The organism is Pontibacter brevis, from assembly GCF_054779655.1.
In genome coordinates this window covers 182674-208306 of record NZ_BAAGXV010000034.1, presented here as the reverse complement: position 1 = coordinate 208306, position 25633 = coordinate 182674, and the positions used below count along the sequence as shown (strand labels likewise).

24 protein-coding genes are annotated in these 25633 nt (G+C 45.5%); all 24 read right to left on the bottom strand.

Annotated features, from left to right (window positions below):
* Position 1 precedes the first annotated feature (1 nt).
* Positions 2-1039, bottom strand: a complete 1038-nt coding sequence (locus tag ACYVB1_RS12765; protein ID WP_460924080.1) for an ATP-grasp domain-containing protein — start codon at positions 1037-1039, stop codon at positions 2-4.
* Positions 1036-1677: a sugar transferase gene (locus tag ACYVB1_RS12760; RefSeq protein ID WP_460924078.1), complete on the bottom strand. Its 642-nt coding sequence runs from the start codon at positions 1675-1677 to the stop codon at positions 1036-1038. The genes ACYVB1_RS12765 and ACYVB1_RS12760 overlap by 4 nt, the downstream gene beginning before the upstream one ends.
* Positions 1640-2830, bottom strand: a complete 1191-nt coding sequence (locus tag ACYVB1_RS12755) for a glycosyltransferase family 4 protein (protein WP_460924076.1) — start codon at positions 2828-2830, stop codon at positions 1640-1642. The genes ACYVB1_RS12760 and ACYVB1_RS12755 overlap by 38 nt, the downstream gene beginning before the upstream one ends.
* Positions 2830-3819: a polysaccharide deacetylase family protein gene (locus ACYVB1_RS12750; protein WP_460924074.1), complete on the bottom strand. Its 990-nt coding sequence runs from the start codon at positions 3817-3819 to the stop codon at positions 2830-2832. Before ACYVB1_RS12750 ends, ACYVB1_RS12755 begins: the two co-directional genes overlap by 1 nt.
* Positions 3812-4924: a hypothetical protein gene (locus tag ACYVB1_RS12745; protein ID WP_460924073.1), complete on the bottom strand. Its 1113-nt coding sequence runs from the start codon at positions 4922-4924 to the stop codon at positions 3812-3814. Before ACYVB1_RS12745 ends, ACYVB1_RS12750 begins: the two co-directional genes overlap by 8 nt.
* Before the next feature lie 205 nt (positions 4925-5129).
* On the bottom strand, positions 5130-6977 hold the full coding sequence (gene asnB / locus ACYVB1_RS12740) for an asparagine synthase (glutamine-hydrolyzing) (RefSeq protein ID WP_460924071.1): 1848 nt from the start codon (positions 6975-6977) through the stop codon (positions 5130-5132).
* Between the two features lie 6 nt (positions 6978-6983).
* Complete coding sequence (locus ACYVB1_RS12735; protein ID WP_460924069.1) at positions 6984-7982, bottom strand: GNAT family N-acetyltransferase; 999 nt, start codon at positions 7980-7982, stop codon at positions 6984-6986.
* Positions 7933-9090, bottom strand: coding sequence for a glycosyltransferase (locus ACYVB1_RS12730; protein ID WP_460924067.1), 1158 nt, complete (start codon positions 9088-9090; stop codon positions 7933-7935). The genes ACYVB1_RS12735 and ACYVB1_RS12730 overlap by 50 nt, the downstream gene beginning before the upstream one ends.
* Positions 9044-9889, bottom strand: a complete 846-nt coding sequence (locus ACYVB1_RS12725) for a glycosyltransferase family 2 protein (RefSeq protein WP_460924065.1) — start codon at positions 9887-9889, stop codon at positions 9044-9046. Before ACYVB1_RS12725 ends, ACYVB1_RS12730 begins: the two co-directional genes overlap by 47 nt.
* Before the next feature lie 28 nt (positions 9890-9917).
* Complete coding sequence (locus ACYVB1_RS12720) at positions 9918-11012, bottom strand: glycosyltransferase (protein ID WP_460924063.1); 1095 nt, start codon at positions 11010-11012, stop codon at positions 9918-9920.
* A gap of 76 nt (positions 11013-11088) precedes the next feature.
* Entirely contained in the window at positions 11089-12243 is a 1155-nt protein-coding gene (locus tag ACYVB1_RS12715; RefSeq protein ID WP_460924062.1) for a hypothetical protein, read from the bottom strand.
* A gap of 468 nt (positions 12244-12711) precedes the next feature.
* Positions 12712-14505 (bottom strand): ABC transporter ATP-binding protein, encoded by a 1794-nt coding sequence (locus tag ACYVB1_RS12710; protein ID WP_460924060.1) that lies wholly within the window; start codon positions 14503-14505, stop codon positions 12712-12714.
* A 374-nt stretch (positions 14506-14879) separates the two neighbouring features.
* Positions 14880-15617, bottom strand: coding sequence for an oxidoreductase (locus ACYVB1_RS12705; RefSeq protein WP_460924059.1), 738 nt, complete (start codon positions 15615-15617; stop codon positions 14880-14882).
* Between the two features lies 1 nt (position 15618).
* Positions 15619-16539, bottom strand: coding sequence for a Gfo/Idh/MocA family protein (locus tag ACYVB1_RS12700; RefSeq protein WP_460924058.1), 921 nt, complete (start codon positions 16537-16539; stop codon positions 15619-15621).
* A complete protein-coding gene (locus tag ACYVB1_RS12695) occupies positions 16536-17240 on the bottom strand; it encodes an acylneuraminate cytidylyltransferase family protein (RefSeq protein ID WP_460924105.1) in 705 nt (234 codons plus the stop codon). Before ACYVB1_RS12695 ends, ACYVB1_RS12700 begins: the two co-directional genes overlap by 4 nt.
* 13 nt (positions 17241-17253) lie before the next feature.
* Positions 17254-18300: a nucleotidyltransferase family protein gene (locus ACYVB1_RS12690; protein WP_460924057.1), complete on the bottom strand. Its 1047-nt coding sequence runs from the start codon at positions 18298-18300 to the stop codon at positions 17254-17256.
* 1 nt (position 18301) lies between these two features.
* Positions 18302-18973 (bottom strand): PIG-L deacetylase family protein, encoded by a 672-nt coding sequence (locus ACYVB1_RS12685; protein ID WP_460924055.1) that lies wholly within the window; start codon positions 18971-18973, stop codon positions 18302-18304.
* A complete protein-coding gene (neuC, locus tag ACYVB1_RS12680; RefSeq protein ID WP_460924053.1) occupies positions 18970-20160 on the bottom strand; it encodes a UDP-N-acetylglucosamine 2-epimerase in 1191 nt (396 codons plus the stop codon). Before neuC ends, ACYVB1_RS12685 begins: the two co-directional genes overlap by 4 nt.
* The gene (locus ACYVB1_RS12675) at positions 20157-20729 is read right to left on the bottom strand and encodes a GNAT family N-acetyltransferase (protein WP_460924052.1); all 573 of its coding nucleotides are present in this window, start codon (positions 20727-20729) and stop codon (positions 20157-20159) included. The genes neuC and ACYVB1_RS12675 overlap by 4 nt, the downstream gene beginning before the upstream one ends.
* Positions 20719-21453, bottom strand: coding sequence for a WbqC family protein (locus ACYVB1_RS12670; protein WP_460924051.1), 735 nt, complete (start codon positions 21451-21453; stop codon positions 20719-20721). Before ACYVB1_RS12670 ends, ACYVB1_RS12675 begins: the two co-directional genes overlap by 11 nt.
* Positions 21440-22525 (bottom strand): N-acetylneuraminate synthase, encoded by a 1086-nt coding sequence (gene neuB / locus ACYVB1_RS12665; RefSeq protein ID WP_460924049.1) that lies wholly within the window; start codon positions 22523-22525, stop codon positions 21440-21442. The genes ACYVB1_RS12670 and neuB overlap by 14 nt, the downstream gene beginning before the upstream one ends.
* 199 nt (positions 22526-22724) lie before the next feature.
* On the bottom strand, positions 22725-23354 hold the full coding sequence (locus tag ACYVB1_RS12660; RefSeq protein WP_460924048.1) for an acetyltransferase: 630 nt from the start codon (positions 23352-23354) through the stop codon (positions 22725-22727).
* On the bottom strand, positions 23351-24514 hold the full coding sequence (locus tag ACYVB1_RS12655; RefSeq protein ID WP_460924046.1) for a LegC family aminotransferase: 1164 nt from the start codon (positions 24512-24514) through the stop codon (positions 23351-23353). Before ACYVB1_RS12655 ends, ACYVB1_RS12660 begins: the two co-directional genes overlap by 4 nt.
* A gap of 33 nt (positions 24515-24547) precedes the next feature.
* Entirely contained in the window at positions 24548-25546 is a 999-nt protein-coding gene (locus ACYVB1_RS12650) for an NAD-dependent 4,6-dehydratase LegB (protein ID WP_460924044.1), read from the bottom strand.
* Positions 25547-25633: the final 87 nt, after the last annotated feature.

Genomic DNA, 25633 nt, shown 5'->3' with positions numbered 1-25633 from the left:
TCTATTTGTTTAAAAATGGATAGTACTGGCTGCGATAACCTTCCAGTACGCCCTCCTCCTTTAACTCTTTTAGCTGCTCGTTCTCCACAAAAATGTCGGACCAAGTTCTGAAAACGGCACCGTCCCGAAGCTGGGGCTGCTTCATTTCTTCCACACCGAAAAGATGGTTGAGCAGGGCCTCTACTTCATTAAACCCAAACATGAAGCGTATCGGCGTGGTACCGCTAAAGCGGCCGTTTATTTCGAATACCACCGGTTTTCCATCCTTTATCCGGTACTGAAAATTGGCAGGACCTTCTACACCCAAGCGCTCGGCTATGCTGCTGATGGTGGTATCATAGGGATTGTCTCCCTCCCGGTAGGCCCGGTAGGTATTGCCATCCTTCAGGTCGCGCTTCAGCGAAACAATAGCCCTGCACTTTCCATCCACTACCATGGTGCCTGCCGTAAACTCACCCTCCTCTTCACTGAGCATTTCCTGCACCACCAGATTATTAGGGTAAGAGCAAACGTACTGCAGGTCCTCATCACCCTTAATGATCTTTATGCCCATCGATCGGGCTCCATCCACTGGTTTGGCTATAAACGGATAAGAACAGTTCTGGCGAAGTTTTTCAATACCTTCCTTGTCGGTGGTGAGAGCCGACTGCGGATAGGGAAATCCGTTCTCCCGCAGGAACTCGGCCGTCAGCCATTTGTCGTTGGAAATGGCAATGACCTTGGGCGGCGAAACAACTACCTTTACCCCATACTGCTCCTCGAGGCGGCGCTTGTTCTCGGAAATAAGCGGCAGCTCCTGATCGATGCCTACAAACAGCGCATCAACCTCCTCCTTTTGAATGATATTTTCTAATGAGCTTAAAAATTTGGGGTCATTTGCCATGCGGCTGGTGTAGGCCTTGTTGCCTAGGCTATGTCCCTGTGCCCTGAAATCTGGGTCGGCCGTGATAATGTAATAGTCATTGCTGGAAAAATTCAGGCAGCGCAGGATTCCCTGGCCCAGTAAGGAACCAGCTCCTGTAACAAGTATTTTTTTCATATAGTCGTATCTGTTCTGTTTTTTTGTCGAACGTATTCGATAAAAGTAGGCATCGTAACATGGCCTTCTGCCGAGATGCCTTCGGATTTGAGGACTTTACCAACAGTCATAAACAGGATCTTCATATCCAGGGCAAAGGAGATATTCTCTACGTACCAGACGTCATGTTCAAACTTCTGGCCCCAGCTGAGCGCATTGCGCCCGTTCACCTGTGTCCAGCCCGTAATACCAGGCTTTACATCATGCCTTCGCTGTTGCCGTTCGTCGTACCAGGGCAAGTAATCCACAAGCAGTGGTCGTGGCCCAACCAGGCTCATGTCTCCTTTAATGACGTTGAGCAGTTGCGGCAGCTCATCGAGAGACGTCTTCCGTACAAAGCTTCCTACCGGGGTCAGTCTTTGTGCATCAGGCAATAAATTTCCCTGCTTGTCCTTCTTATCGTTCATCGTCTTGAACTTAATGATGTGAAAGACTCTCCCTCCTTTGCCTGGCCTTGGTTGCACAAAGAAAGCATCTCCCTTGTTCGCAATCAGAAGAAATAAGACTACTAGCAGGATAACTGGCAGTAATATAATGAATGCCGTGAGGGCTATGATAAAATCAAGTAAGGGCTTGATGTACTGCGGGTACAACTTCATGTTCTGATAATTTTTCCTGGTATTCGTTCAGAAGCAGACCCCAGAAATGCGTCTGTTCGTAACGTTCCACTATCAACCTACGTGCATTCTGGCTTAGGTATGCATATAAGGTCTGATCTGTCAGTAATTTCTCCATGGCATCATATAACTCCGCTGTGGCTTTCGGCGGAATGATCAAGCCATTTTCACCATCTATTATAATCTCATTGCAGCCATTAATATCCGTCACAATGCAGGGAAGGCCGAAACATGCTGCCTGCATCGGCACGTTGGGGAATCCTTCGCGATAAGATGGGAAGGCAAGGGCATGGCTGATAGCCAGGTAATTCCGGACATCATGCTGATAGCCGACCGACAAGATAGCCGGATTACTTTCAATTTCCTTTAGTGTCTCATCTGAAATTGGATCTAAATCCTGCTCCAGCGGCCCCACTAATAAAAGCTTACAAGAGGGGTGCAGTTTATTTAGTTTAGCAAAAACCTCTAATAGCTCCTGTATTCCTTTATCTTTCACCAGGCGGCCAACGAACACAAACACAAAATCATCCTTGCCTATGTTCAGTTGCTCTTTTAATTGCTGTAGTTGAACTTCATCCACACTACTTCTACTGAAAAACCGGGTATCAATGCCGTTGCTGCTCCCATTGCCAATCACTTTCAGCTTAGACGGGCTATTATAGAGGGTGTTCAGAAGGATGTTTCTCAGGTTTTTTGAATTTGGATATACTTCCGTAGCACAGGCATAGGTGAGTATTTCTACTAACTCCAGGAGTTTCCGTCTCAGACCGCTTGTCTCTATCAGGTACAAACCTGCTACCGTATGCAACCGGATTGGCACCCCAGCCAGTTTAGCCCCGAGCATGGCAATGATGCCGGCTTTAGGCGTATGCGAATGCACAATGGTAGGCTTATACTTCCTGCACAGTTTATAAAACTGCCACAAGGCTTTCAGGTCCCGGAGAGGGGTTATTTTTCTGGTTAAATCAAGTATGATATGCTGGCACTGCTGCTCTCTTATAACCACGTCTCTTTCCGGGCCGTCTGCCGATATCATGATCGGTTCGAAACCATGCGACCTCATGAAGGGTAATTGCCCTACGATGAGGTTCTTCAGGGAAATAGGAACTGTTGTTACACGAAATAATACTGCCATTATGCGTTATTGTTTTTGATATGGTCGTAGATACCCAGCATGCTTTTACTCACCATACCATATTTCTGTTTTAGAATTTTAAAATGATTAAGAATAACCACCAGGTCTTGCAGGCTTTGCCGGGGGCTGTCACCGAAATTGTGCGGATGCCACCACAGATGGTAACACTCATTTGATTTTGCCGCAGCCGTCATCTCTCCGAGTATTCGCTTCAGGCGCAGGCGGTTTAAGAATTTATACTTTGGATGTACCGGCCGCAACAGCCTGCTGGCTGGTATGGCAAGCGGCAAGCCTTCTTTTAATTCCAGAGAAGACAGTTTATAAGATGTTTTAGCACCGATGGGTACATAAGCATCCGCTGAGCGGAAAATTCTTTTAACCAACCTTTCCTTCACATCCATATCCCAAAACCAATCCACCGGATTCGAGCGGACTGTTTTAATTCCCTCCGCTGCACATACCTGCAGGTAACTGTCGTTGAGCTGATTTCTTGGGAATACCATCGAATGCAGGTCGATGCCTTTCCTGGCGGCAATGGCTTTGGCAGCCTGCAGGTCGCTTCTGAACTGCTCAACCGTCTGGCCTGCCTCCCGGCAGTAATAGTGGGAGAAGGTATGGGTAGCCATCTCCTGATACGGCGTATTCTGTATCTGGTTAACAAGGTCAGATGCAAAGAAGCAGGAGTTCAGCCCGGGCTTTCCAGCGTAGAGGTCCTTTAGCCTGTAGGAAGACAGCAGTTGGTTCTCGTATGTCGGGGCTACTTCGGGCTTGAAGGCAGTCCAATCGCCCCAGTCCTCTGCAAACAGCATCCCGACGGTAGCCCAAGTTACCTGCACCTGCTCCCGCTCAAAACGCGAAAGCATTTCAGGTATTACCTGGCGTGTGTTTTCAAAGTACTGAACCTTTTTCTCCAGCGGCACTCTGTCAAAAATGCCCCAGTATAATTCAAAGTCTAAAGAAATTGTAAATACAGGTATGTCTTTAAGCATGTGTCACTGCGTTTGCTTTCGCCTCCATTATTTCTTTTTTCCTTGCCCGCTTCTTCAGCCAAATTCGCCGTTTATAATCCAGGTAAGAACCTATTACAAAGAAAAGGAAATACATTACCTGGCTCTTCTGCCTCATGGCAATACCCAGGTTGGACATCACGAAGGCAAGGGCTATTGAAGACGTCACGAAGATGGTGGCACTCATTTTCACTAGAGACGTAGAGTTTTTCAGGTATTTGATAAAACCATTATTGAACAACTTCAGCATAAGCAGGATGTAGAGCAGGTTCTCAAAAGACACAAAAATGCCTATAGGACTCGGGGCATCTACAAAGAGGGGCCGGAACCAGAAGGTAAACAGTTTCAGAGGCAAGGGATAAGAAGTGAGATCTACTCCCGAGCCGGACCTGCTGAGCGAAGTAGCACGCTCTGTTGCGAATTCACTGAACTCCTCGATGAATCCTCCCTCATCCAGGTTGATGTTTGCCATTGCCAGCACCTCATCAAAAAACATAATAATGCCTCCCAGAAAAGCGACGTAGACCAGTAGCTTCTGATACATCGGCACACGGTCTTTGCCCGTGAAATACCCCACTACAGCACCTGCTGCTAAGAAGATAAACACGTGCGGCCTGATTTGGTAGACGATAAAAGATCCTAGAAATAAAGCAATCAGCCTTTTCTGAGGACGCACCATTGCATAAGCGAACATGCCAATCCCCAGGAATATCAGCGATCCTTTACTGAAAGCAACTGTCCAGAAATGCATATTGGGCAGGAAAAGGATCAGTGTGATATACTCAATCCGGAAGACTTTTATGTTTGTCTTTATATTCTCCCTGAAAAAGATATAGAAGAAGACAAAGCCAAGAAAGCCAAACCAGGCGAATAAAGCCATCATTGACTCATAAGAAAAGCCTAGTGTTTTCGCGAAAGGATAGCCAACGAAATTGATGAATTTAGTATCAGTACCGAACGCAGAAAACCAGGTTTCAAATCTTGTGATCGTGTTTTCGTAGTAGCCCTTGGAATCAGATGGGTTAGAAAGCTGATAGAGGTAGTATACTAACCAAAATAAGACATGGTAAGCATATAAGCCATTCATCAGGTTGATAGAAACGAAGGGAAACTTCGATTTGAAGTATCTTAAAATTGGCTGATTGACAACAGCTAATGTTAGTAAAAGGATTATCGCCCCTACCATTTATTAATAATAATGATGTATTTTGATGTTGAATCGTCCTGCCTCATCCTGCTTCGGCTAAAGTGAATCTTAATAAACGTGAAAAACGGCAACCGCTTTTTCAATCCTAAACGGCAGGAAGCGCTACCTCTTTCTGGTTCCGGTACCATATTTCCATAGTCAGGAGGCCAAACAATATTTTGGCCCGCTTGTCTTTAGACATCGCTACCCTGTCGTTGATTAACTTTTCTACGAAGGAAGTGTCCAGCACATCTTTGTAGAGGCAGTTACTACTATACAGGTAATCCTTAATTATGGGTTGCAGTGTTTCGTCTACCATGCCAATAATAGGCACCTCAAATCCTCTTTTCGGAAGCTTTTCGTTGCCAGCCGGCAGGTACCTGGAGGCTAATTTGCGCAGGATATATTTTGTTGTTCTCCCTTTTACTTTCAGCTTATCCGGTAAGGAAGGAGCAAACTCCAGAATGTCCCTGGAGAGGAAAGGCGACCTTCCTTCAAGTGAACTCTGCATCGAGCTTATATCGATTTTCTTCAGCAGGATATAAGGCAGTATAGTCTCGAAGTCAGACAGCATGATCTTTCGCAGATCAGAAATGTCTCTGCCGTAAATCGTGTTGATCGTTTCCTCTAAAGCAGTATCAGGACTAACCTTGAACACAGATCTATCCAGCAGCAGGTCTGAACTGGCACTCAGGTACTGCTCGTAACTCTCCAGGCTGTTGAGCTTGGCCAAACGATAGCCATAATTGTAAAGGCTCATTTTATCTGTCGGAGACGGCAGCATGGGGGCCACAACCTTCGATAATGCCTTTACACCTTTGCTACGGAGCAAGGCGTTTGCGTAAGGCACATAGCGCCTGTAGCCGCCCAAAAGTTCATCTCCGCCATCTCCATTCACGATAACCGTAAGATGCTTCCGGGCTTCTTTGGCTACATAGTAGGAAGGAATCTGGGAGTCATCTACAAAAGGCTCTCCGTAGGCATTTACGATTTTCTCGAAGTCCTGCAAAAGATGGTCGTAAGACACACTCAGTTCCTGGTGATTGGTACCTAAGTGGTCTGCCACTTTTCTGGCAATGGGAGACTCATCATACTTGTCACTGAATTTGACGGTAAAGGTGCGTAAGCCTGGCTTGACTTCTGTTGCCATTGCTGTTACTATGCCACTGTCAATACCCCCGCTCAAAAAACAGCCTACTTCCAGATCACTACTTTCGATACGCTTTCGCACTGCCAGCTTTAATCTTTTATCCAGCTCAGTCAGTGCCTCTTCTTCACTGATGTCTAGTGTTTTCTCATAAAAAGGAACAATAGACCACCATTGTCTTTGCTCTGAAATGGCACCACTTCGCACATCTATTTCGAGTAAGTGGCCGGGGCGCAACTCGTATACTCCTTCGAAGGGAGTATCTTTACCATACACCATGCCTGTGTGCAGATAAGTGGCGATAGCAGATAACCTGATGGATGGCCGCAGCACCTTCTGTAGTACATTTTGCTCACTGCCGAAGTAGATACTTTCGTCTGTTTTTGAAAAGTAGAGGGGCTTTTTGCCGGCCCGGTCGCGGATGAGGAACAATTTGCTCTTACGCTTATCATATAGTGCGATGGCAAACATACCTTCCAGGTGTTGCAGCATGTCCAGGCCCAGTCGCTGGTATAGCAGCAAGATTGTTTCGGTGTCGGAATGCGTATTTCCATTCAACCCAAACTGCTTGCGCAGATCCAGGTGGTTGTAAATCTCACCATTGAAAATGATGGCTGCATCGTCTGTACCCATGGGTTGGGTACCACCTGCTATGTCAACGATACTGAGCCTGGCATGAAACAGGTGCACATTCGGCGCATAGGTTTTATACACCTGCCCGTCCGGCCCCCGATGGCACAGCATTTCTTCTGCTATTCGCATGTCGCTTTCTTTCAGGCGACCAACATTTCCAAATATTCCGCACATAGTTAATTAGAACAGTTCCAGGTCCCCCATGGTGAAAGACCAGTTATTTATATTGCCTGCCAGTGCTATCAGTTCGCTGTCGTTCACTTCACGCACGGTTACCACCGGAGCAAACTTCTGCAGGGAGAACATCCTGAACCTTACTCTTTCCCAACGACTGATCGGTCCTTTTAGCATCAGGCTGATGAAAGGAGTACCTAAGCGACCGGCTAGTTTATGGCTGGCTTTCATGAGTTGCTGCCGGTTTGGCTCACCGTTTAGCCACAGAGCATCACAGATTCTTAACTCGTAAAAGTACTTTCTCGGCTTTAAATGAAAGAAAAGCAGAATAGCCTGTCCCTTGCTTTCATATACAAAAGAACCATAGGGTAACTCCGGGATAGACTGGTAGCGCCACTTGTAGTAATCTACCGAATGATTGACATGAATCAGGTCAGGATTTAAATCTACCTGATAGTTATTCAAGCTACTGAAATCCAGGCTTTGTAAATCACGGTGATACGCCCAAAAGCGTTCTTTCGCTTTTCCTGAATAGCTAAAAGCTACGCTTCCTACCAGATTAGGTTTTCCGAGCACCTGCCATCCCATTTTCAGATAGCCTGGTTTTGACTTGTCGTTTGGCGTGTTATAGATAAAAGAGGCAGGGTCCGTTTCTTTTAAATCTGCTATCAGCTGCTTGGTCAGCCTGGAGAAAATGCCTTTCCCCCTGTAGTCCGGGTGTGTGCCGGTGTCTACTGCCCGGAAGGCAGGCAAGACTGTACCCTGATATTTCCACTGCCAGCGCATAAAGGCCCGCAACCCGATAAGTTTGTCACCATCAAAGGCCAGCAGCACAGGCGATACACCGAAAGGATTGTCGATGTGTTTCCATCGCCAGAAGCTCTCTGTCGGAGCCCCATGTGCGGCACCTAAAGACAGCTCAAAAAGCTCGATGATGGCAGGCAAGTCGCTTTCATCAGCTGCTCTTACTGTATACTCTATTCTTTGCTTTGCTGTATGCTCCATGTGTTAAAAATTGGTGATAGACATCCTCCAGTTCCTGTACCATTTTCCTCATACTAAAGTGTTGCTCAATCCGCTTGCGGGCATTGGAAGCTATTTCAAGTCTTCTTTCCTTGTCCTGTATCAGCGCCTCTACCTGCTCCTGCAGTGAGGCCACGTCTCCGGCAGGGCTTAACAAGCCCGAAACACCATCTTCCACTACCTCCGGAATACCGCCCACACTGGTCGCTACCGGTGCACAGGCCATGCTCATAGCTTCCAGCAGGGCAATCGGCAAACCCTCATAATCAGAGGTCATGAGGTAGATATCCGTCATGTCAAAATAAGGCTTTACGTTATGCTGTAAGCCTTCAAAAAAAATTCTGTCCTGCAGGCCTGCCTGCTTTGCCTGCGCCTCTACTTCCGCTCTTTCAGGTCCGTCACCTATCAGCACAAAGCTCACTTTCTCATGCCGGGCTGCAATGCCGCTGGCTACTTTCACAAAAAGGTCGAGCCTTTTCTGCTTACGGAAAACGGCCACCGTGGCTACAACAACATGATCTTTAGGAATGCCCAGGCGCTGGCGCAGGTCTGCTGCACTGGCGCCACGCTGAAAGGCAACGGTATCCACCCCATTTAAAACCAGGCACAATTTATCTTCCGGCACTACCTTTTTAGATGCCTCCTCGGCATCTGCGGATACGGCGATGGTCAGATCGCTCAGCGGCAGGGTTAACCTGCTCATGAGCTTGGTAAGGATATGATAGCTCGAGAAATTGTTGTGCTCGGTGTAAACTACCGGAACGCCTGCCAATTTCGCGGCCACTCTTCCGGCTATTCCCGCCCAGGCCAGGTGGCAATGCACCAGTTTAATGTTATGGCGACGGATATAGCTAACAAGCTCCGGTACTTTCAACGAAATCCCGATGTTGTTCTTCGCCGGCAGGCAGGTTACTTTCCCTCCATTGCGTTCGATGGGCTTTACCACCTGGTCTTTCCAGGGAAGAAAATAGATGTAATGAAACTCGAACTGATCCTGATCATGGTACTTCAGGGTTTCGGGCAACAGCATTTCTGCCCCGCCTCTACCGAGTGACTTGATAATGTGTAGAATTTTTACCTTTTCCGACATGATGAGGGTCAATGGTTTTACCTATTTTTTTGGATATGCCATGAACGGTTCCGCGCAGGAACCATTCCATCTTCTCAAGTTTGTTATCTTCTTTCATGATAATGGCTCCGAAAAGCTTTACCCAGCTCCTGACCAGCTTATAAGCCCTTAGTGCTGTTTTTTCCTTTACATACAGGCGCATGTACAGCATGTTCCGGACCTCGTAATAATAGCGCCAGGGCTGCCGGTAATTGGTAACTCTTTGTGTGAAATGCACTCCTTTGGCTGCCGGAATCCATTTACAGGGATATTTATACCTGTCTCTGATTCTTTCCTGCAGGTACTCGGTGTCCTCAGACCAGAAGAAAAAGTCTGCCCTCGGATACCCCACGTGCTTTATTACCGGCATAGGCACCAGCACGCCCCACCAGCCGGGCATTCTTCGGGAGGCAAAGTCCTTCTCCCGGATATAAGGAAAAACGACGGTTCTTTCGTCAGAAGCGTTAACCAGGATTTCGAGGCAGTCCTTGAAGGGGAAAAAGTCATCGTCCATCAGCCACACAAACTCCACATCGGACTCTTCAGCGAAGTACTTAACGCCCTCATAGAAACCACCCGCCGGCCCCAGGTTTTCCTCCAGGTAAAGCTTTTTTACCTCGGGCACTGTATCCAGGTACTCCCGGGTGCCATCCATTGAATTGTTATCTACTACTAAGACTTCAATCTGCTTGTGGCTTTGAGCCAGCACTTTGCAAATGGTAATTTTCAGGAGCTTTAAGCGATTGCAGGTAAGTATAACAACTCCAACTTTTGGCTTCATACGGTAGACGATAGCTGTTTCTTTTTAGTTATTTTTTTCTCTTTAACAGGCCCTGGTATAGATTAAGGAAGGAATGTGCTATCTCTTCGTTCATGTAATGCTTGTTTACTTGCTGATACGCATTCAGAACAATGTCAGCTGTTTTTTCGCTGTTGCTCACAACCTCTTTGATGGCCTCTGCGAAGGCTTTTTCATCGCCTGCTTCGAGTAACCAGCCTGTTTTTCCTGTGCTCACAACTTCTCCTACCCCCCCTACTTTGTATGCTACTACAGGAGTCTTGTAGTGCATGGCCTCCAGGATGACACCCGGCAGTCCTTCGATAATGCTGGGCAGTAAGAGTGCCTGTCCATGCGCTATATAATCCAGCGGGTTCTGCACAAAGCCGGTAAAATGCACCCGATCCTCCAGGTCCATCTCCGCTGCCAGTGCTTCTGTTTCTGCCCGCAACGGTCCGTCTCCTACCAACCAGAGGTGTGCATGTGGCAAGAGCGACAGGGCGGCTTTGAAAATACGGAGAAGTCCCCGGTGGTTTTTTTCATAAGAAAAGCCGCCTACATGCACCAGGTTCAGCTGCTCAGGAGGGCCCGCGGGAAAAGGGCTGCTGACGGCACGTTTCTTCTCTAAGCCTATCGGAATAACTTTTACTCTGTTGGAAAGGGACGGGAAAAGCCGGACTAAATCCTGCCTTGAATATTCACTGACAGAAGCCACCGCATCGGTATGCCTGAACAGAAAGCCGGTGTAAGCTTTCTGGACAGGCTTTTTAAGATACGAGCTCAACGTGCTGGCGTTCCGGAAAACAAGTGGCTGATGCCAGCGGAAGAACAGCTTTGAAAATACGGCATACTTCAACGTATCGCCGGCATTTGCCTGTACCACATCAGGCTTTTCTTCTGCTATTTTAGCCGCCAGTGCTTTCCAACCTCTCATGTCCCAAAGGCTGGCGGCAGAGTTGGCGTTAATAGTGAGGTAACTGCGATTGTACTTTGTAGCATCGTTACTTTCATAAATAGCCAGCAATTTAGAAGAATGCCCCTGCAGCTCCAGATTGTCAGACAGCTGTGCCGCAAAAATCTCCGCTCCCCGAAGTTGTGGTTTATGAATTAACTGAAGTATTTTCATTAAGATGGTTGATTCAACCCTTAGTTTCAATTAGAACTTACCGGACAATAAGATTGAACAGCTACAGGCACCGCTGCTACATTGCGTTAGCCAGATTGCGTTGATTTAAAACGTAGCTGACGGCATAAGGATAAGACAATTCCTCGGGTGTATTATCAACCTTAATGTAGTTCTCCTTGTATCGCTTATAATCTGGTTTTGCGCTTAGCTTGAGTTCCTGCAGGTCATAGTTATCGATGTTGACAACAGTTGCGTTCAACGCCTTAGAGAAAGAGTTGATAGGATTCCGGATCTTATCGTAAGTGTTAAAACTATTGCTCGTTAACAGCAACAGTGGCTTATCGTAGATAGCAGCAAAATTTACGGCAGTGCTATAATGGCTGACCACTACCGATGCATGTCTTACCAGGCTTACACTTTTACCTACCACAAACCTTTTGCCTTTAAAATTTTCAGCGTAACCAAAATTTTTCTCAGACTCCGGATGCCCCGCAATCACCACTGGTTTGCCGTGTATACGGGAAAGATCCTCCAGCACCTGGTTGAGTTTACTGTAATACCCTTCTACATCCATCATGTCTTCGCCAAGATTCCGGAAGTCAGGATGGAAATAGAGCATTTGGTCTAAAAAAACAATTGCATCCTGTAAAGCAGGGTCAACTTCTGAGGTCTTATTTAATAAGTGTACATTATAGTCATCAGCATGTGTCACGATGACCTTATCCTGTGGAAAATTTGATGGAACCTGCTTTCTGTTGGTGACCATCAGGTAGTCTGGCCTATACGCCTTCAATCCTACCAAATGGCCGTACTTCCTGATTACTTTTTGAGATAAGTAAAGTATAAGATTGCTATAAGGCCGGTACAGTTTGTAAAACAGGATATTGCCTAAAACAATCTGGAATGGGCTTTTCCTTTTCCTGCTACCACCTGCCGGAATGCTTTTCGTAATTCTGCCAATCCAGATGAGATCTTTCCGGGATTTAATGGTTCTGAAGAGAATAGGATAGAAATAAGGCAAACCTAAGGTTGAAAACAAAACGGAGTCAGGTGCCAGCGTTCTGACCTTTTCTTTCAGCAGGCTCAGGTTATCAATCATCACCACATACTCCTGTATTGCCGGAGCATTGAAGATCACGTTGTTGCTAACACCAAACAGGTTACCCAGGTACCATATTTCTATTTCATGCCCTGCTTCTTTCAGCTGATTGATTTGGTATGTTTCAATCATGCTGTTTCGAAAAAGACGTAATTCCAGAAAAACGATTTTACTCATATAGATACTTTGCAATTTTGCAATCTGATAGTTGAATGCGGACAGCCAGTTTGTACTGAACCAGTATACCTAAAGAACTTGCTAACACAAATAGTAACCTCCTTCCAAACAAAAAGGTTACAGGTACAGGCCGACCGCAAAAGGCAGGGCCAGTTGGCGGATGACGGAAGAAAGGCACCAACCGGCTTACACTCAGAGAATAAGTGAACGGGCTTGAAAAATAAGGAAGAAACCTTTTAATTGCTGCAAAAGGCCCATTTGCACCGTTGTACCTGAAAAAGACCTTCAGCGGTGTGTCGGTAGCCGGAGCAAAGATATTGCACCTGCGGGCTTTAAAATGGCTTAGGAGTAAACCGGAGTAGACGCTCCTGCACTACATCTGACAGGCTAAGTGCTTGTAATAAGATTTATAAAGGATTACCCCTATAAATTATTCATTTCAACCATTTGCTTAAACCTGCTCGAAGTTTCCTTCAGAGCATCAAAGCTACCTTCATTTTCTATGACACCATCCTTCAGATAGATTATCTTATCTGCATCTTTCACTGTCGATAACCGGTGTGCTATCATGATGATGGTATATTTTCCCCTCAGCTTATCAATATTCTCCTGAATGCTCTTTTCCGTTTCAGAATCCAGTGCAGAGGTGGCCTCGTCCATAAACAGGAAGTCAACCTCTTTGTACAGTTCACGGGCAATGGACAAGCGCTGTTTTTGCCCCCCACTTACCATGATACCATTATTGCCCAATGGCGCATGTTCCTTTTCGGGAAGGCTCATCACAAAGTCGTAAATCGAGGCTATTTCAAGTGCCCGGTTAAATCGTGCTATGTTTTTCTCTGTAGGTTCATCCCAGAAAGTAATGTTGTTGAAGATAGTGTCGTTGAAGATGACGGGCTCCTGTGTAATATAGCCAATCCTTCTCTGGAAGGACCTTATATCGTACTCCTGCGCGTCTACTCCATCAATCAGGAACGTGCCCCTGTCGACCTGCAACAAGCCGCTTAGTACATTCATTAGCGTTGTTTTGCCAGAGCCGCTTTCCCCTACCAATGCTACGGTTTCATTTTTGCTGATCCGCAGCGATACATTCTTTAAAATGTGGGCATTGTCGTAAGAGAAATTCAGGTTCTTCAACTCAATTTCCTGCTCAAACCTCCCGAATGTTCTCTTACCTGGTAGTTCCTGATGGCGTGCCAACTCTGCCGTGAATTCTGACATATTATCTAAAGAGCCCGATACAGCCAGAAATGAGTTCCAGTAGTTTTGGACAGACATCAAAAAGTTTAACGCACGGTAAAAGAACAGTAAGCTCAGGATAATTAACCCCAGGCTCTGTTCGAACAGGTTTACCTGCACCAGAATAACCACCACTACTACCAGTATAACAGAGGGCTCGCGTATGGCTGCAAGCGCAGCAGACAGGGTTCCTAACTTCCGCTGTACTAATTCTAGCCCGGTTATGGACCTCTTTAATTTCAGGCCGAACTCTTCAATTAAGCCAGATGCTTTCAGGTATTTGAAGTTTGTCACCATCTGAATCAGAAGCCCCTGGAAGCCATGTGACTGCTGGGTGTACTTTTTAGAATAAAGCTTTGTTTTTTTGTAAAATGCATTGAAAATAAAGTTGGTCACCACTCCCCCAATTGCAACAAAGAGAGCGAACTGCGCATTGGCCATTAAGGCAAAAGCAGTATAAACCATCACCATTACTCCATACTGGTACGTTTTGAAGTATGTCTGGTAAGCTTGCATGACTCTGTCTACTTCACCACTAAAGGTATTCTGTATCTTACCGGAGTCGCTGCTAACAAAATCTTTGTACAGATAGCCCGAGAGCAGGTTTATGTTTGAAAAGCGGATTTGCCGGATAAACCTTTGCTGCAACACAACCTTATAATACCCCTCCAGGAACTTCATCACCCCTTTCAGCGAAAAGAACAGCAGCATAACTATCAGAACAGTTTGCAGGTTGAGCTGGAATCCCATAGATGTCAGGCCATCGATAAGGAAAGAGAGGTTACCCATTTGCTCAGAATCAACATCTCCGCCACTCCTGCTGTCTATCATCTGCAGTAGTGGCAGAAACATGGCCAGACCAAAGCCGTCAAGTACCCCTACCATGATACTTAAGCCTACAGAAACAAAAATTCTGTAGCCCAGGTGATGGTAGAAATAGGCAAAGTTATCGAAGTATTTATTTATAAATGATTTCAATTAGTTTGGGTTTACTCTAAAAATATTTTGTTCTACGAATTAAAAACCAACTTCATCATCAACACCTGTAGTTGAAGCTTTCTCCGCCAGGATTTTAATTACTGTATAGCTCATGTATAGCTCAAGATGCCTCGAGACCGATTCAACATGCTGGTGACTAGGCCTGACTCACAAACACCGGGGCTGTCGTTTTTCTACGGAAACCGTTTATTTTATATTTCCTGCAAAGGCAGTTTTTTAACACACTGGCAGCACTTAAAACGGCTACTGGTAGTTTCCTGCATAAAATCTTATTTGTATCAGCACGCACTTATTTTTCGTGCCGGTAATTCTGGCTTCACTGAAAATAACGCGCTAACCGTTAGCGAAGCAGACTAAATTGCCGTCCAGCCACCATCTACCATTAAATTTTGTCCGGTAATATACCTGGCTTCATCCGAGAGAAGAAAAGAAACTGCGGGGGCAATATCATCCGGATACCCCATGCGCTTGAGAGGAACCTTTTTCTCATAAGCTTTCACAAAAGGCTCGGGCTGGGAATTAAAAATGCCTCCCGGGGACACACAATTTACTCTTATCCCATGCTTTCCATAATAGGCTGCGAGATACCTGGTAAAGTTTACAATGCCTCCCTTTATGGCTGAATAGGCTGCCGGAGAAGTCATGGAGGTGCCTTCGTATACTGTAAAGTCATTTCCAACAACTCCATAAATAGAGGCTATGTTGACCACACTCCCAGCCTCAAACTGCTTCATATGCTTTAGAATTGCCTGCGTAATCACAAAGCAACTATTCAATTGCATGTCCACATTCTGCCTCCAAGAGTTTACATCTACTTCCTCAAAGGCTGCCCCCCAGTCGTTGGTTCGTGGATAGGCACTGTTAACTAAGCCATCTATTTTATGATGCTCATCTGTTATTTCATCAATGGCAGCATATATACTTTTATCATCTGTTACATCACAAAAAACATCTCCCTTCTGGAAGTCTGTCTTTACATTGATGTCTAAGTTCAAGGCAATAGCTCCTTTGGCTTTCAGATCATCTATAAAAGCCTTGCCTAGCAGGCCGCTTCCACCTGTAACAAGTATAACTTTACCGTCTAGTATCATTTTATCTGTTTTTAATGTTCAGGCTCATTTCCAAGGTCTGGAGAGCTTCATGTAAGCCGTTCATTGGCTTTCTACCAGTTTGCAGACAGTCCAGAAAATAGCTCATTTGGTTTTCATAAGTTTGCAGGCGGGTTGGTGACGCCTTGAACAGCATCTTACCTGATGAATCAACAACCTGATTGTTTACAAGATCAACATGCCATGTGGTGTCGTCATAGACTATCTCCAGCGTTCTTTTGGCGTCCTGGCGGTAGTAGTTAAGGGTAATACCTGCTACCATCCGCTCATAAGTGAGCCAGTAATGTGCAACATCAGGCACATCAATTTCTAAATCAGATACTTTAGAAACAAAGCCATGGACAGATTGGGGATTACCAAAAATCCACTTCATATAGTCCATTTCATGGATCAAATCTAAATGCACACCGCCACCGAGTTCTTTTTTGGCGCTGTACACATTCCTGTAATCTGTGTCAGGCCGCCAGTCTGGCAGATAAGATCCACAATAAGCCTGTACTTCCAGTACTCTTTTATCTTTTATGTTATCCCTGACCCAGCCCAGAATGGGGTGAAACCTTAAATTAAAGGCAGTATAAGTTGTAATCTGCTCTCTTTCCAGGAGCTCTAAAACCTCATCAGCCCCTTCTAATGTAGCTAAAGGAGGTTTCTCTATAAACATAGGCACCTTAAGTGATACCAGGTTCTTAATGCTCTCCAGGTGCTTGCTTGTTGGGTTAGAAATGATAACAAAGTCTAAGTCACCATCCACCTCATCCAACTGGTAAACGTTCTTTACTCCTGGCAATTCGTTCTTCGATTTTCCAGTACGTAATGCAAGCAAATCTATGTCTGGTTTGAGCCTGCGTAAAGCATGTATGTGTTTCTGAGCAATGGAGCCTAATCCTACTATCAGCACTCTCATAGTTTCAGTTCTATTAACCCTTCCCGCATCATTATCTCCATTACTTGAAAATCGATAGGATGATCCAGGTCAAAGCAGGTATGCTCCATAACATAGGCAAGAGAGCGGTCGGTGGTACCTATGGCCAGCCCTTCTTCAAAGAATCTTCTGCGGAAAACACAAAAAGAGGCATTCATGTCGTAAACGGGAGGCGCATCCTGCCTGGATTTAATATCACGTGACTTTTTTACAACGCGTACAAATCCATCTCCCTGTTCCTCTACCATATTGAAATAAGGGTTTCTCCTGGCAGGGCTCACAGAGAAAATATTTAAAGCTTCCGGCTTGTTTTCGAGCATGTTCAAGGCGCTTTCAAGATCCTGAAGTGTTCTTAAGGGAGAGGTTATATCCAGATCTATCACATAGTCATACTTCTTGCCTCTGTTCGTTTCTTCATAATCCAGAAGGTGCTGAATAACGTCTATCTTTCCTGCTGTGTCATTCGCCAGGCTCTCAGGCCTGGTATAGTCTGTTATCACTCCGAATTCAGCTGCTTTTGCTTTAATCACGCTATCATCGGTACTGAGCGAAATATCAGCCTTATACTTTTTAGCAAATTCTTTCGCAGTCTTTATTGAATAAGCAATCAGAGGAGAGCCGTTCAGCTCTTTTATATTTTTCCCTGGTATTCCTTTAGACCCCCCTCTTGCACAAATAGTCATCAATATATTCATTCTAAAACTTTATCTGGTTAATGTCTTCCTGAGCTTTCTTAAAGTCTTCCGGTTTACCTATGTCCAGCCAGTAACCCCGTAAGGGATAAGAGTTTACCAGGTATCCGTTTTTGATTAGCAGCTCCATCAGATCTGTTGTATTGTAGAAGGTATCTTTAGGGATGTATTTCAATACGTCCTTTTTGATCAGGTAGATACCGCCATTAGAGTAATAGGTGTAAGTAGGCTTTTCTTTAAAGTTTTTTATACTCCCGTTTTCTGTCTCCAACACCGCATAGGGTATGCTGACTGTATAAGGTATAGACACGACGGAGAGAGCTGCATCTTTGGCTTTAAAGTCCAGGTAAAAGTCTTCGTAGTCCAGGTTGGTGAGTATGTCAGAATTAGTCACCAGGATACAGTCGTGCTGAAATTCATCTATCTTGCTAACAGCACCCAGGGTACCCAATGGCTCATCTTCCCATACGTATTTAATATTCACATACCTGGAGCTGCCATCGCCAAAGTAATCCTCCAGTTGCTCCCCCAGGTAGCGCACCGACATCCAGAAGTCGTCAATCCCAAAGCTGATAAGGCGGTCCAGGTTATGCTCAATAATTGGCTTGTCTCCCACCTTCAGCAGGGGCTTAGGAGTGGTATCAGTCAGAGGCCTCAAACGGGACCCTCTGCCGCCGGCCATCAGTACGGCATCCATGGGCAAATAAGACTTCAGGAACCTGAAGTTGATCACATTCACGATCTTTCCATCCTGGCAGAGTACCGGTATAATCTTAAAGTTGTTTTTCCGGTAGCTAATCACCTCTTCAATGGTGTAGGCTCCCTTCTGCAGGTATTTGGGGTTTGGCTGAATATAGGCATCTACTACATCATCCATGCTAAGCCCCCGCAGAAATCCTCTTCTCACGTCTCCATCTGTTAAGGAGCCCATCAGCTTCTCATTTTCATCTACAACAAAAAGAATAGCATCAGCAGCCAGCTCATTTAGCTGTGCCAGTGCCTGCTTCATGGGTGAGTTACACCTGATGATGTGCCTGTGGTAGTCGTTCATATTATTTATCAATGTATTTGATGAGTTGATAAGCTTCGGCATATTGTACGCCTACGCTCGCCCCTCTGAAATGTGCCAGGGCTTTAATGTTCTCTATGGAACGAGGAAAGGGATGCTCTCCCAGCTCAGATGCATAGATCTTCATGATGCTCAGCTTCTCGTCCAGGTACGCCGATATGTCTACGTAATAGTTCGGCAGAAAAGCTTTTTCAGGAAGAGCCGGCGCAAACTCGGTTTCAGAAATGCACTCATACATGAGCACCTGCTTTACATACGGGTAACGAAAAGACTTTGTGCAGGCCATTACAGCATCAAAGATAAACCTGTGGTCTGAGTGGGCGTCGGATCTGTTGAGGCAGTAAACAATTTCGGGCTCTACTTCCTGAAAAACCGCTGAAACATCCGGGATAAGCTTTATCAGGCTTGAGCTTGATAAAGTCATGGTAGGATAATCCAGTTTAAAAGTTTTCGTCACACCTAAGCGTGCTGCAACTTCTTCTATTTCCTGCTGCCGGGATTTAACTCTTTCTGCTGTAAACCCATGTTTTTCAAAAATATTGGTCACTATCAACCAGTACACAGCATCACCCTTCGCCTTGTGCTTCAGCATGGTTCCTCCGGCTCCCAGTACCTCATCATCGGGATGCGCAGAAACTACCAGTATGTTTCTCATTTCAGTTCAAATAGCTTAAATATTCTTTTGTTTTTATCAACAGATAAAAACAAGTCAATTTGTTCGAAACACTTCATCGAGGTGCTTCCATCCCCAAAGAAGTTTTTACTCCTGGTATTCTCCTGTTTTATTTCTTCGTAGTTCTTAACGATATTGCTTAAAATCGAAGGCAAACTATCCAGCTGGTCCAGAGGCACATCAATTACGTTTTGGCCTCTCGGACGATCAGTCTGTCTGTCCCCAATATTTAAAGCAGGGGTACACGTATAGGCTGTTTCATACAGGCCACTACTTGAGTTCCCTATCACTATCGCATCGAGTTCTTTCAGGATTCCCAGGTATTTTCTTATTCCAAGATTCTTCACTATTTTGATTTTGCCTCCTGCAGGAGCACTATCAAGAAAGTGCGTGATGTCCAGGTGTCCCTCATCATTATTAGGATAGGTTATAATGGATTGAAGGTGGTTTGAATCTAAGGTATCGTAGATCAGTTTGAAGTGCTGAAAATTCTCTTCTGCACTTTTGAACTGGCTGGGATGGTAAGTAAAAAGTATTACTTTCTCATCAGCATCCAAACCCAGTTCATCAATGAGTTGCGCCTTGGGTGTATAATTTCCAAGCCTGTAATTATCTAAGCTTAAGTTCCCCACATCATGGCACCTCCAGGGTTCTTCGCCTAGTTGTAACAAAACTTTGTGGCTCTGTGCATTGCTTGCCAGGTGTAAATGCGAAAGCTTTGTTATGGCATGGCGCAGGTTTGTATCGAAATAGGGTACGTTGCCCACATCCCCTCCATATAAATGCACGATGGGAATTTGATTGAAAAAGGAAGCAGAAGTGTATGCAAAGGTTTCAACCCTGTCTCCAAGCACAACCGACAACTCCATATTTTTTGTCTTCTTGAATTCGCTGAGAAGCAAAAATACCTTTGAGTAAATGTTCGTCAGGCTATCGTGGTAATGGTCTTTATTTTCGTAGTCAATGCGCTGAATTTCTATGTTCAGACGGTGCTCATTGATCAGGTTTTCTACCTCTGAAATTGTATTCCACTCAGGCAATATGTGTGCCCCGGAAACAAAAAGTATGACGTTGTACTTCTTTTCTAATAATTCTAATAGGGGAAACAGAATACCAAACTCAGCTCTATTGCCTGTAAAAACACCTATAGAAACTTTGTTATTTGTCATTTAGCTGTATTTAAATTGCTGTAGTCCTCTTTTATGATTGAGTAAAGCTTATAATCATGCACATTTCCTTTTCTTATGATGTAGCGGCGCATATATCCTTCTGATTTCATTCCTACTTTCTGCATCACTTTTTCTGAAGCAATGTTGTCGGCTTCACACTTAGCCTCTATTCTGTTAAAGTCAAAAAAAGTAAAGCAGTGCTGTATGATAGCATTTAACCCTTCTGTTAAGTACCCTTTTCCCCAATGCTCCGGAGACAACACATAGGCAACTTCCCCTTTTTTATGTTCCTCATGATAGTTGATGAAGCCACAGAACCCGATCACTTTGTTGGTTGACCTCAGGCAAACCGCCCACTGAGCAGCAACATTCTGTTCGTATTTTTCTATCAGGGATCTAAGAAAATTGCGCGTGTGGTCTACATCTTTATGCGGTTCCCAGGTTAACCTTTCCGATGTTCTGCTGTCACTGGTAAAAGCAAATACATCCTCCGCGTCAGAAAGTGTTACTTTTCTTAGCAAAAGGTTCTGCGTCTCTATGGATGGTAATTGGTTAAAGTTAAACTTCATTTTTTGAGGTTTCTTGTAGAACAGCACTTGCTTCCTTTATACCGATATTAAAAAGCATGTCCAGGCAACTTATTCCGGGTTTAAATTCGTCAGGAGAGTTAAGCTGGGGATAGTGCGGGTGAGAAAACTCCTGCACCTCTATTTTGATGCCTTCCTGTTCATACCTGTCAGTGTCCATGTATTTAAGAGCACCCGTGCCGGAAAGATACGTCTTGGCGTCAGCCTGTTTTACCAGTTCCAGAATGAGGTCATCTTTTTTCAATGACCTGTCATAGTCAAGTTCGCTCATTAACCTGACGGGGGTCCTGATACCGAACATTTTGAGCGCGATTCGCATGGAATCGTACAAGGGGTCTATCAGAAACTTATAATCCTTCTCATACACCTCCTGTATAACTTCTATCACCTCATCAAAAAAAGGGTGCTTTTTATAATTATCCTGAATAAAATAAAAGTGCTCTTTCTGCCAGTCAGGGTTTGACAGCTCCAGTTCTTTAATATACTTACCCCTGTAGCCTTTTTTGGAAATATTCACCGTAAGGTACTTTTCTGAACCACCCGTTGTCAAAAAGATGTTTCTGTGCTGGTATGCCCTATCTGCTAACTGCACTTCATCCATCAGGATGAAAGCGTCGCTTTTATTTATCTTGTCTAATAGTCCAAGCCAGGGAAAATAACTAGGTTGATGTATTGATAAAACATTCGCATTGTTATTTGAAATCATTCCAGTCAAGTTTATGGTCAGTTTCTAAGTTTCTTGAATACGTTTTGTTGTTTAAGTTTTTATACTCCATAGGGCTAATGCCATCACCTGGCCTTTTCATAATCAGGTGCTCCGGTTTACATACATCACCCTCCTTAACATCTACTGCCAGGTGTATACTGCGCCTGCTCAATGAGATATTTGGTTTCTCTGAAGGAGAAGGTTCTTTTACACCGCTTCCACTCATTGCTTGCTCAATGTTGCGGATAGCTTTTACCATGGCTGTTAGTTCTGCTGGCTCCAGGGAAGCCCGGTGGTCCGGCCCCTCCATGTTCTTGTCCAGGGTAAAATGCTTTTCTATCACGGTACCCCCCAACGCCACAGCTGCAATCGGAACTTCTATGCCCAGGGTGTGATCAGAGTATCCGACCTTAACTTCCAGATGGTTCTTTATATGGAGCATAGCCCTCAGATTCACATCCTGCATTGGGGTTGGATATTCTGTATTGCAGTGCAGTATGGTGATGTTTTCCTTTTTGGTGCCGTTGTTCAATAATATGGAAAGAGCAGACGCCACTTCGTGTATAGTAGCCATTCCGGTACTCAGTATGATTTCCGGAAAGGCATTAGACATGGCTTCTATATAGGGAAGATTGGTAATTTCCCCGGAGGGTATTTTACCTATTCTGATTCCTTTCTCTTTCAACAACAAAATACTGTCAAGATCAAAGGGAGTGGACAGAAAGAATATTCCTCTATCTGAACAGTAAGAAATCAACGTATCATGATCATCCTCAGTTAATTCCAGCTTCTTTAACATTGCTAACTGAGAAGTTTCCTCTCCTGTAGTTTGCTTCTGGTATTCTGCCTTTGCAGCCAGTTTACTTGAAACCTTCTCTGCTTTAAAAGTCTGGAATTTCACTATATCTGCACCTGCTTCAACAGCAGCATCTACCAGCTTTTTAGCTAGTTCTATACTGCCATTATGATTTACACCTGCCTCGGCTATGATGAGTGTTTTTGTCATTTTTTTGATTTCTTTTACTTCTTTCTCTATATCTGTTTTTCCCTTTGGTTCAAGGGTAAGATCCAACTCTAATCAAGTGTTTTCTTACTCCCGTGTTTTATGAACTAATTTTATGCATGCAGAGCAGTTATGTTACTGTATCGTAGTTTTACATGCTTTGGTTTAGATCAATCTGCTCCTGCACCAGCTATTTCGCTTGTTACTTTTTCTGCTAAAGCAACATTACCAATGCTTTACACCGGCCTCCGCTACTTCGTGGCTTTGCTTACTTATTTGTTTCTCTGGCCGGGTTTCCGACCCAGGTCTGATTGTCGGGTACGTCTTTCAACACAACCGCACCGGCTCCCACTACTACCTTACTCCCGATTCGCACTCCCTGTTTAACCACAGCATTAGCGCCAATAAAACTGCCTTCGCCAACGCTTATACTGCCAGCCAGTACAGCACCCGGGGCAATGTGTGCAAAATCGCCGATGCTGCACTCGTGCTCCACAATACAACCTGTATTGAGAATGACGCCTGCTCCAACTTTTGCCAGTGGATTCACTTTAGCGCCGGCAGCCACAAACGTGCCTTCACCTATCGTAGCCATACCGGAGACAATGCCCGTTGGATGAATAACAGAAGTACAGGATACGCCCTGGCTCCCCAGGAAAAGCATGACTTTTTGCCGGATGTTGTTTTCTCCGACCCCAACGATTCCGGGAATTCCTTCAGCCTTCAGTGGCAATAACGTCTCGGCATCCTGCTCATAGCCTAAGTAGGTAATCCCAAAGGGGTTCGCCTGGGCTTCTGCTCTCTCATAGTACCCCATTATTTCATCCCCGTTCAGCTTAATGGCATCTGCCACAACGTATGCGTGGCCCGAGTACCCGAATAGCGCAATTTTTTTCATGGCTTTAACCTTACGCTGCTCGGAATATTAACCAATCGTTCCTCCACCCATTCGCTGACGCTTACATCATGGTGCTGGCAGTTCTGGAACATGGGTAGCTTGTGCATCAGCGTCCAGGCAGGGCGCAACATAACCCCGTTGCTGTTTGCCTCCTTTAAGAAAGTATCGCGTGCTTCTTTGCTGTCCAGCAGCAGGGCGTTCAGCCAGTAGTTTGCTTTTGCATCCTGCCCTTCCTCGCAGTAGGTAATGTTCTCTACTTCGCTGAAAAAGGATTTGTACGTTTCTGCCAAACCTCGCTTGTTCTCCACAAAAGTCTGCAGCTGCTCCAGTTGGGCACAGGCCAGTGCTGCGTTCAGGTTAGGCATACGGTAGTTGTAGCCAATGTGGTCATGGTTAAACTCCCATGCATGAGGCATCTTGGCCTGTGTGGTCAGGTGTTTGGCAAGCTTGGCAAGCTCCTCGTTGTCTGTTACAATAGCGCCGCCTCCGCCACAGGTCACAGTTTTGTTTCCGTTAAAGCTGAAAGTGCCCAGCAGCCCGGAGGTGCCGGTGTGTTTGCCCTTGTAATAGCTCCCTAAGGACTCCGCAGCATCTTCTATGAGCAGGATCTCCCACTCACGGCAAATGGCGGCTATGCGCTCTATTTCACAGGGAAAACCGTACGTATGCATGGGCACACAGGCCGCTATCCGGTTACCCGTGCTGGTGTTGATGGTGCCGTTCTCTCCCTTCTGCCCATACTCCTGCAGAAAAGCCTCTAACTTATCGGCAGACAAGCCCAACGTCTTTCGGTCTATATCCAGGAAAACAGGATGTGCGCCGATGTAGCTGATGGCATTGGCCGTTGCAATAAAGGTCAGGTCCTGCGACAGTACTTCGTCGCCCCGCTTCACGCCGGCTACCAGAAGCGCCATATGCAGGGCAGCCGTACCGTTTACCGTGGCCACTGCATACTTTGCCCCTGTAATTTCCTGCATCATCTCTTCGAAACGGTTTACGTAGGCCCCCACCGAGGATACGAAGGTGGAGTCAATTGCATCGGCAACATATTTCTTTTCGTTCCCGATAAAAAGAGGTTCGTGCAACGGGATGAAGTCCTGGCCCGGGAAAAGGGTTTTAATAAAATCTATAATGTGGCTGTACTTGCTCGTTTGCTCCATGATTTTTGTTAGTTTGTTAATAATGGAGTCGGCCTAAATGTTGTAAATATCCGCTTTGTAGTGGCGCAGGTTCTCTTTGTCTCTGAACCAGGCAATAGTTTCCCTGACACCCTCCTCCAGGTTGTACTTCAGCTGCCAGTCGGTATGCTGCTTGATTTTGCAGTTCGCGCCGTACAAGCGGAATACTTCGCTCTTCTGAGGCCGGAGGCGCACTTCATCCTGGATGATCTTAGCATCAGGGTTAATCTGGTCGATAATACTCTGCGCCAGTTCCCCGATAGAGATTTCAGACTCAGTGGCAATGTTGCAGTCCTCCCCTATCAGGCTCTCTGATTTTGCAATCTGCACGAAGCCATTGGCGGTATCTTTTACAAACAGCAGGTCCCGCGTAGGTGTCAGGTCACCGAGTTTGATTTCGGTTTTGCCTTGTAGCAGCTGTGTGATGATGGTTGGTATAACGGCCCGGGCAGACTGACGCGGACCATAGGTATTGAAGGGGCGGACAATGGTAAGCGGCAGGTTGAAGCTCCTGTAAAAGGATTCGGCGATGCAGTCTGCGCCTATTTTAGAGGCGGAATACGGCGACTGTGGCTGCCGCGGGTGTTTCTCATCAATGGGAATATACTGGGCCGTGCCATACACTTCGGAGGTAGAAGTTACCAGCACACGCTCCACTCCCATGTCCCTTGCTGCCTGCACGATGTTCAGAGTTCCCTTTACGTTGGTGTCGATGTAGCTGTCGGGGGAGTGGTAGCTGAACGGAATGGCGATAAGGGCCGCCAGGTGGAACACCACTTCTATGTCTTTCATTGCGGTACGCACCCCATTCGGGTCCCGTATATCGCCCGAGAAGATCTCTACCTGCTCCAGCTTTTCTTTTGGAAAATTATCTAACCACCCCCAGCTGTTGAAAGAGTTGTAATACACAAATGCTCTGACCTTGCAGCCCTCCTCTAACAGGCGCTCTACTAAGTGGCTTCCTATAAAACCATCAGCACCAGTTACAAGAACATGTTTATTTATTAATTCCATAGAATATTTATTTTTTGAGGCCTGATAGCGCTACCTCGTTATTTTATTTAAAAAACGCTGCTCATCCGTCAGCCATCAAACAGCAGC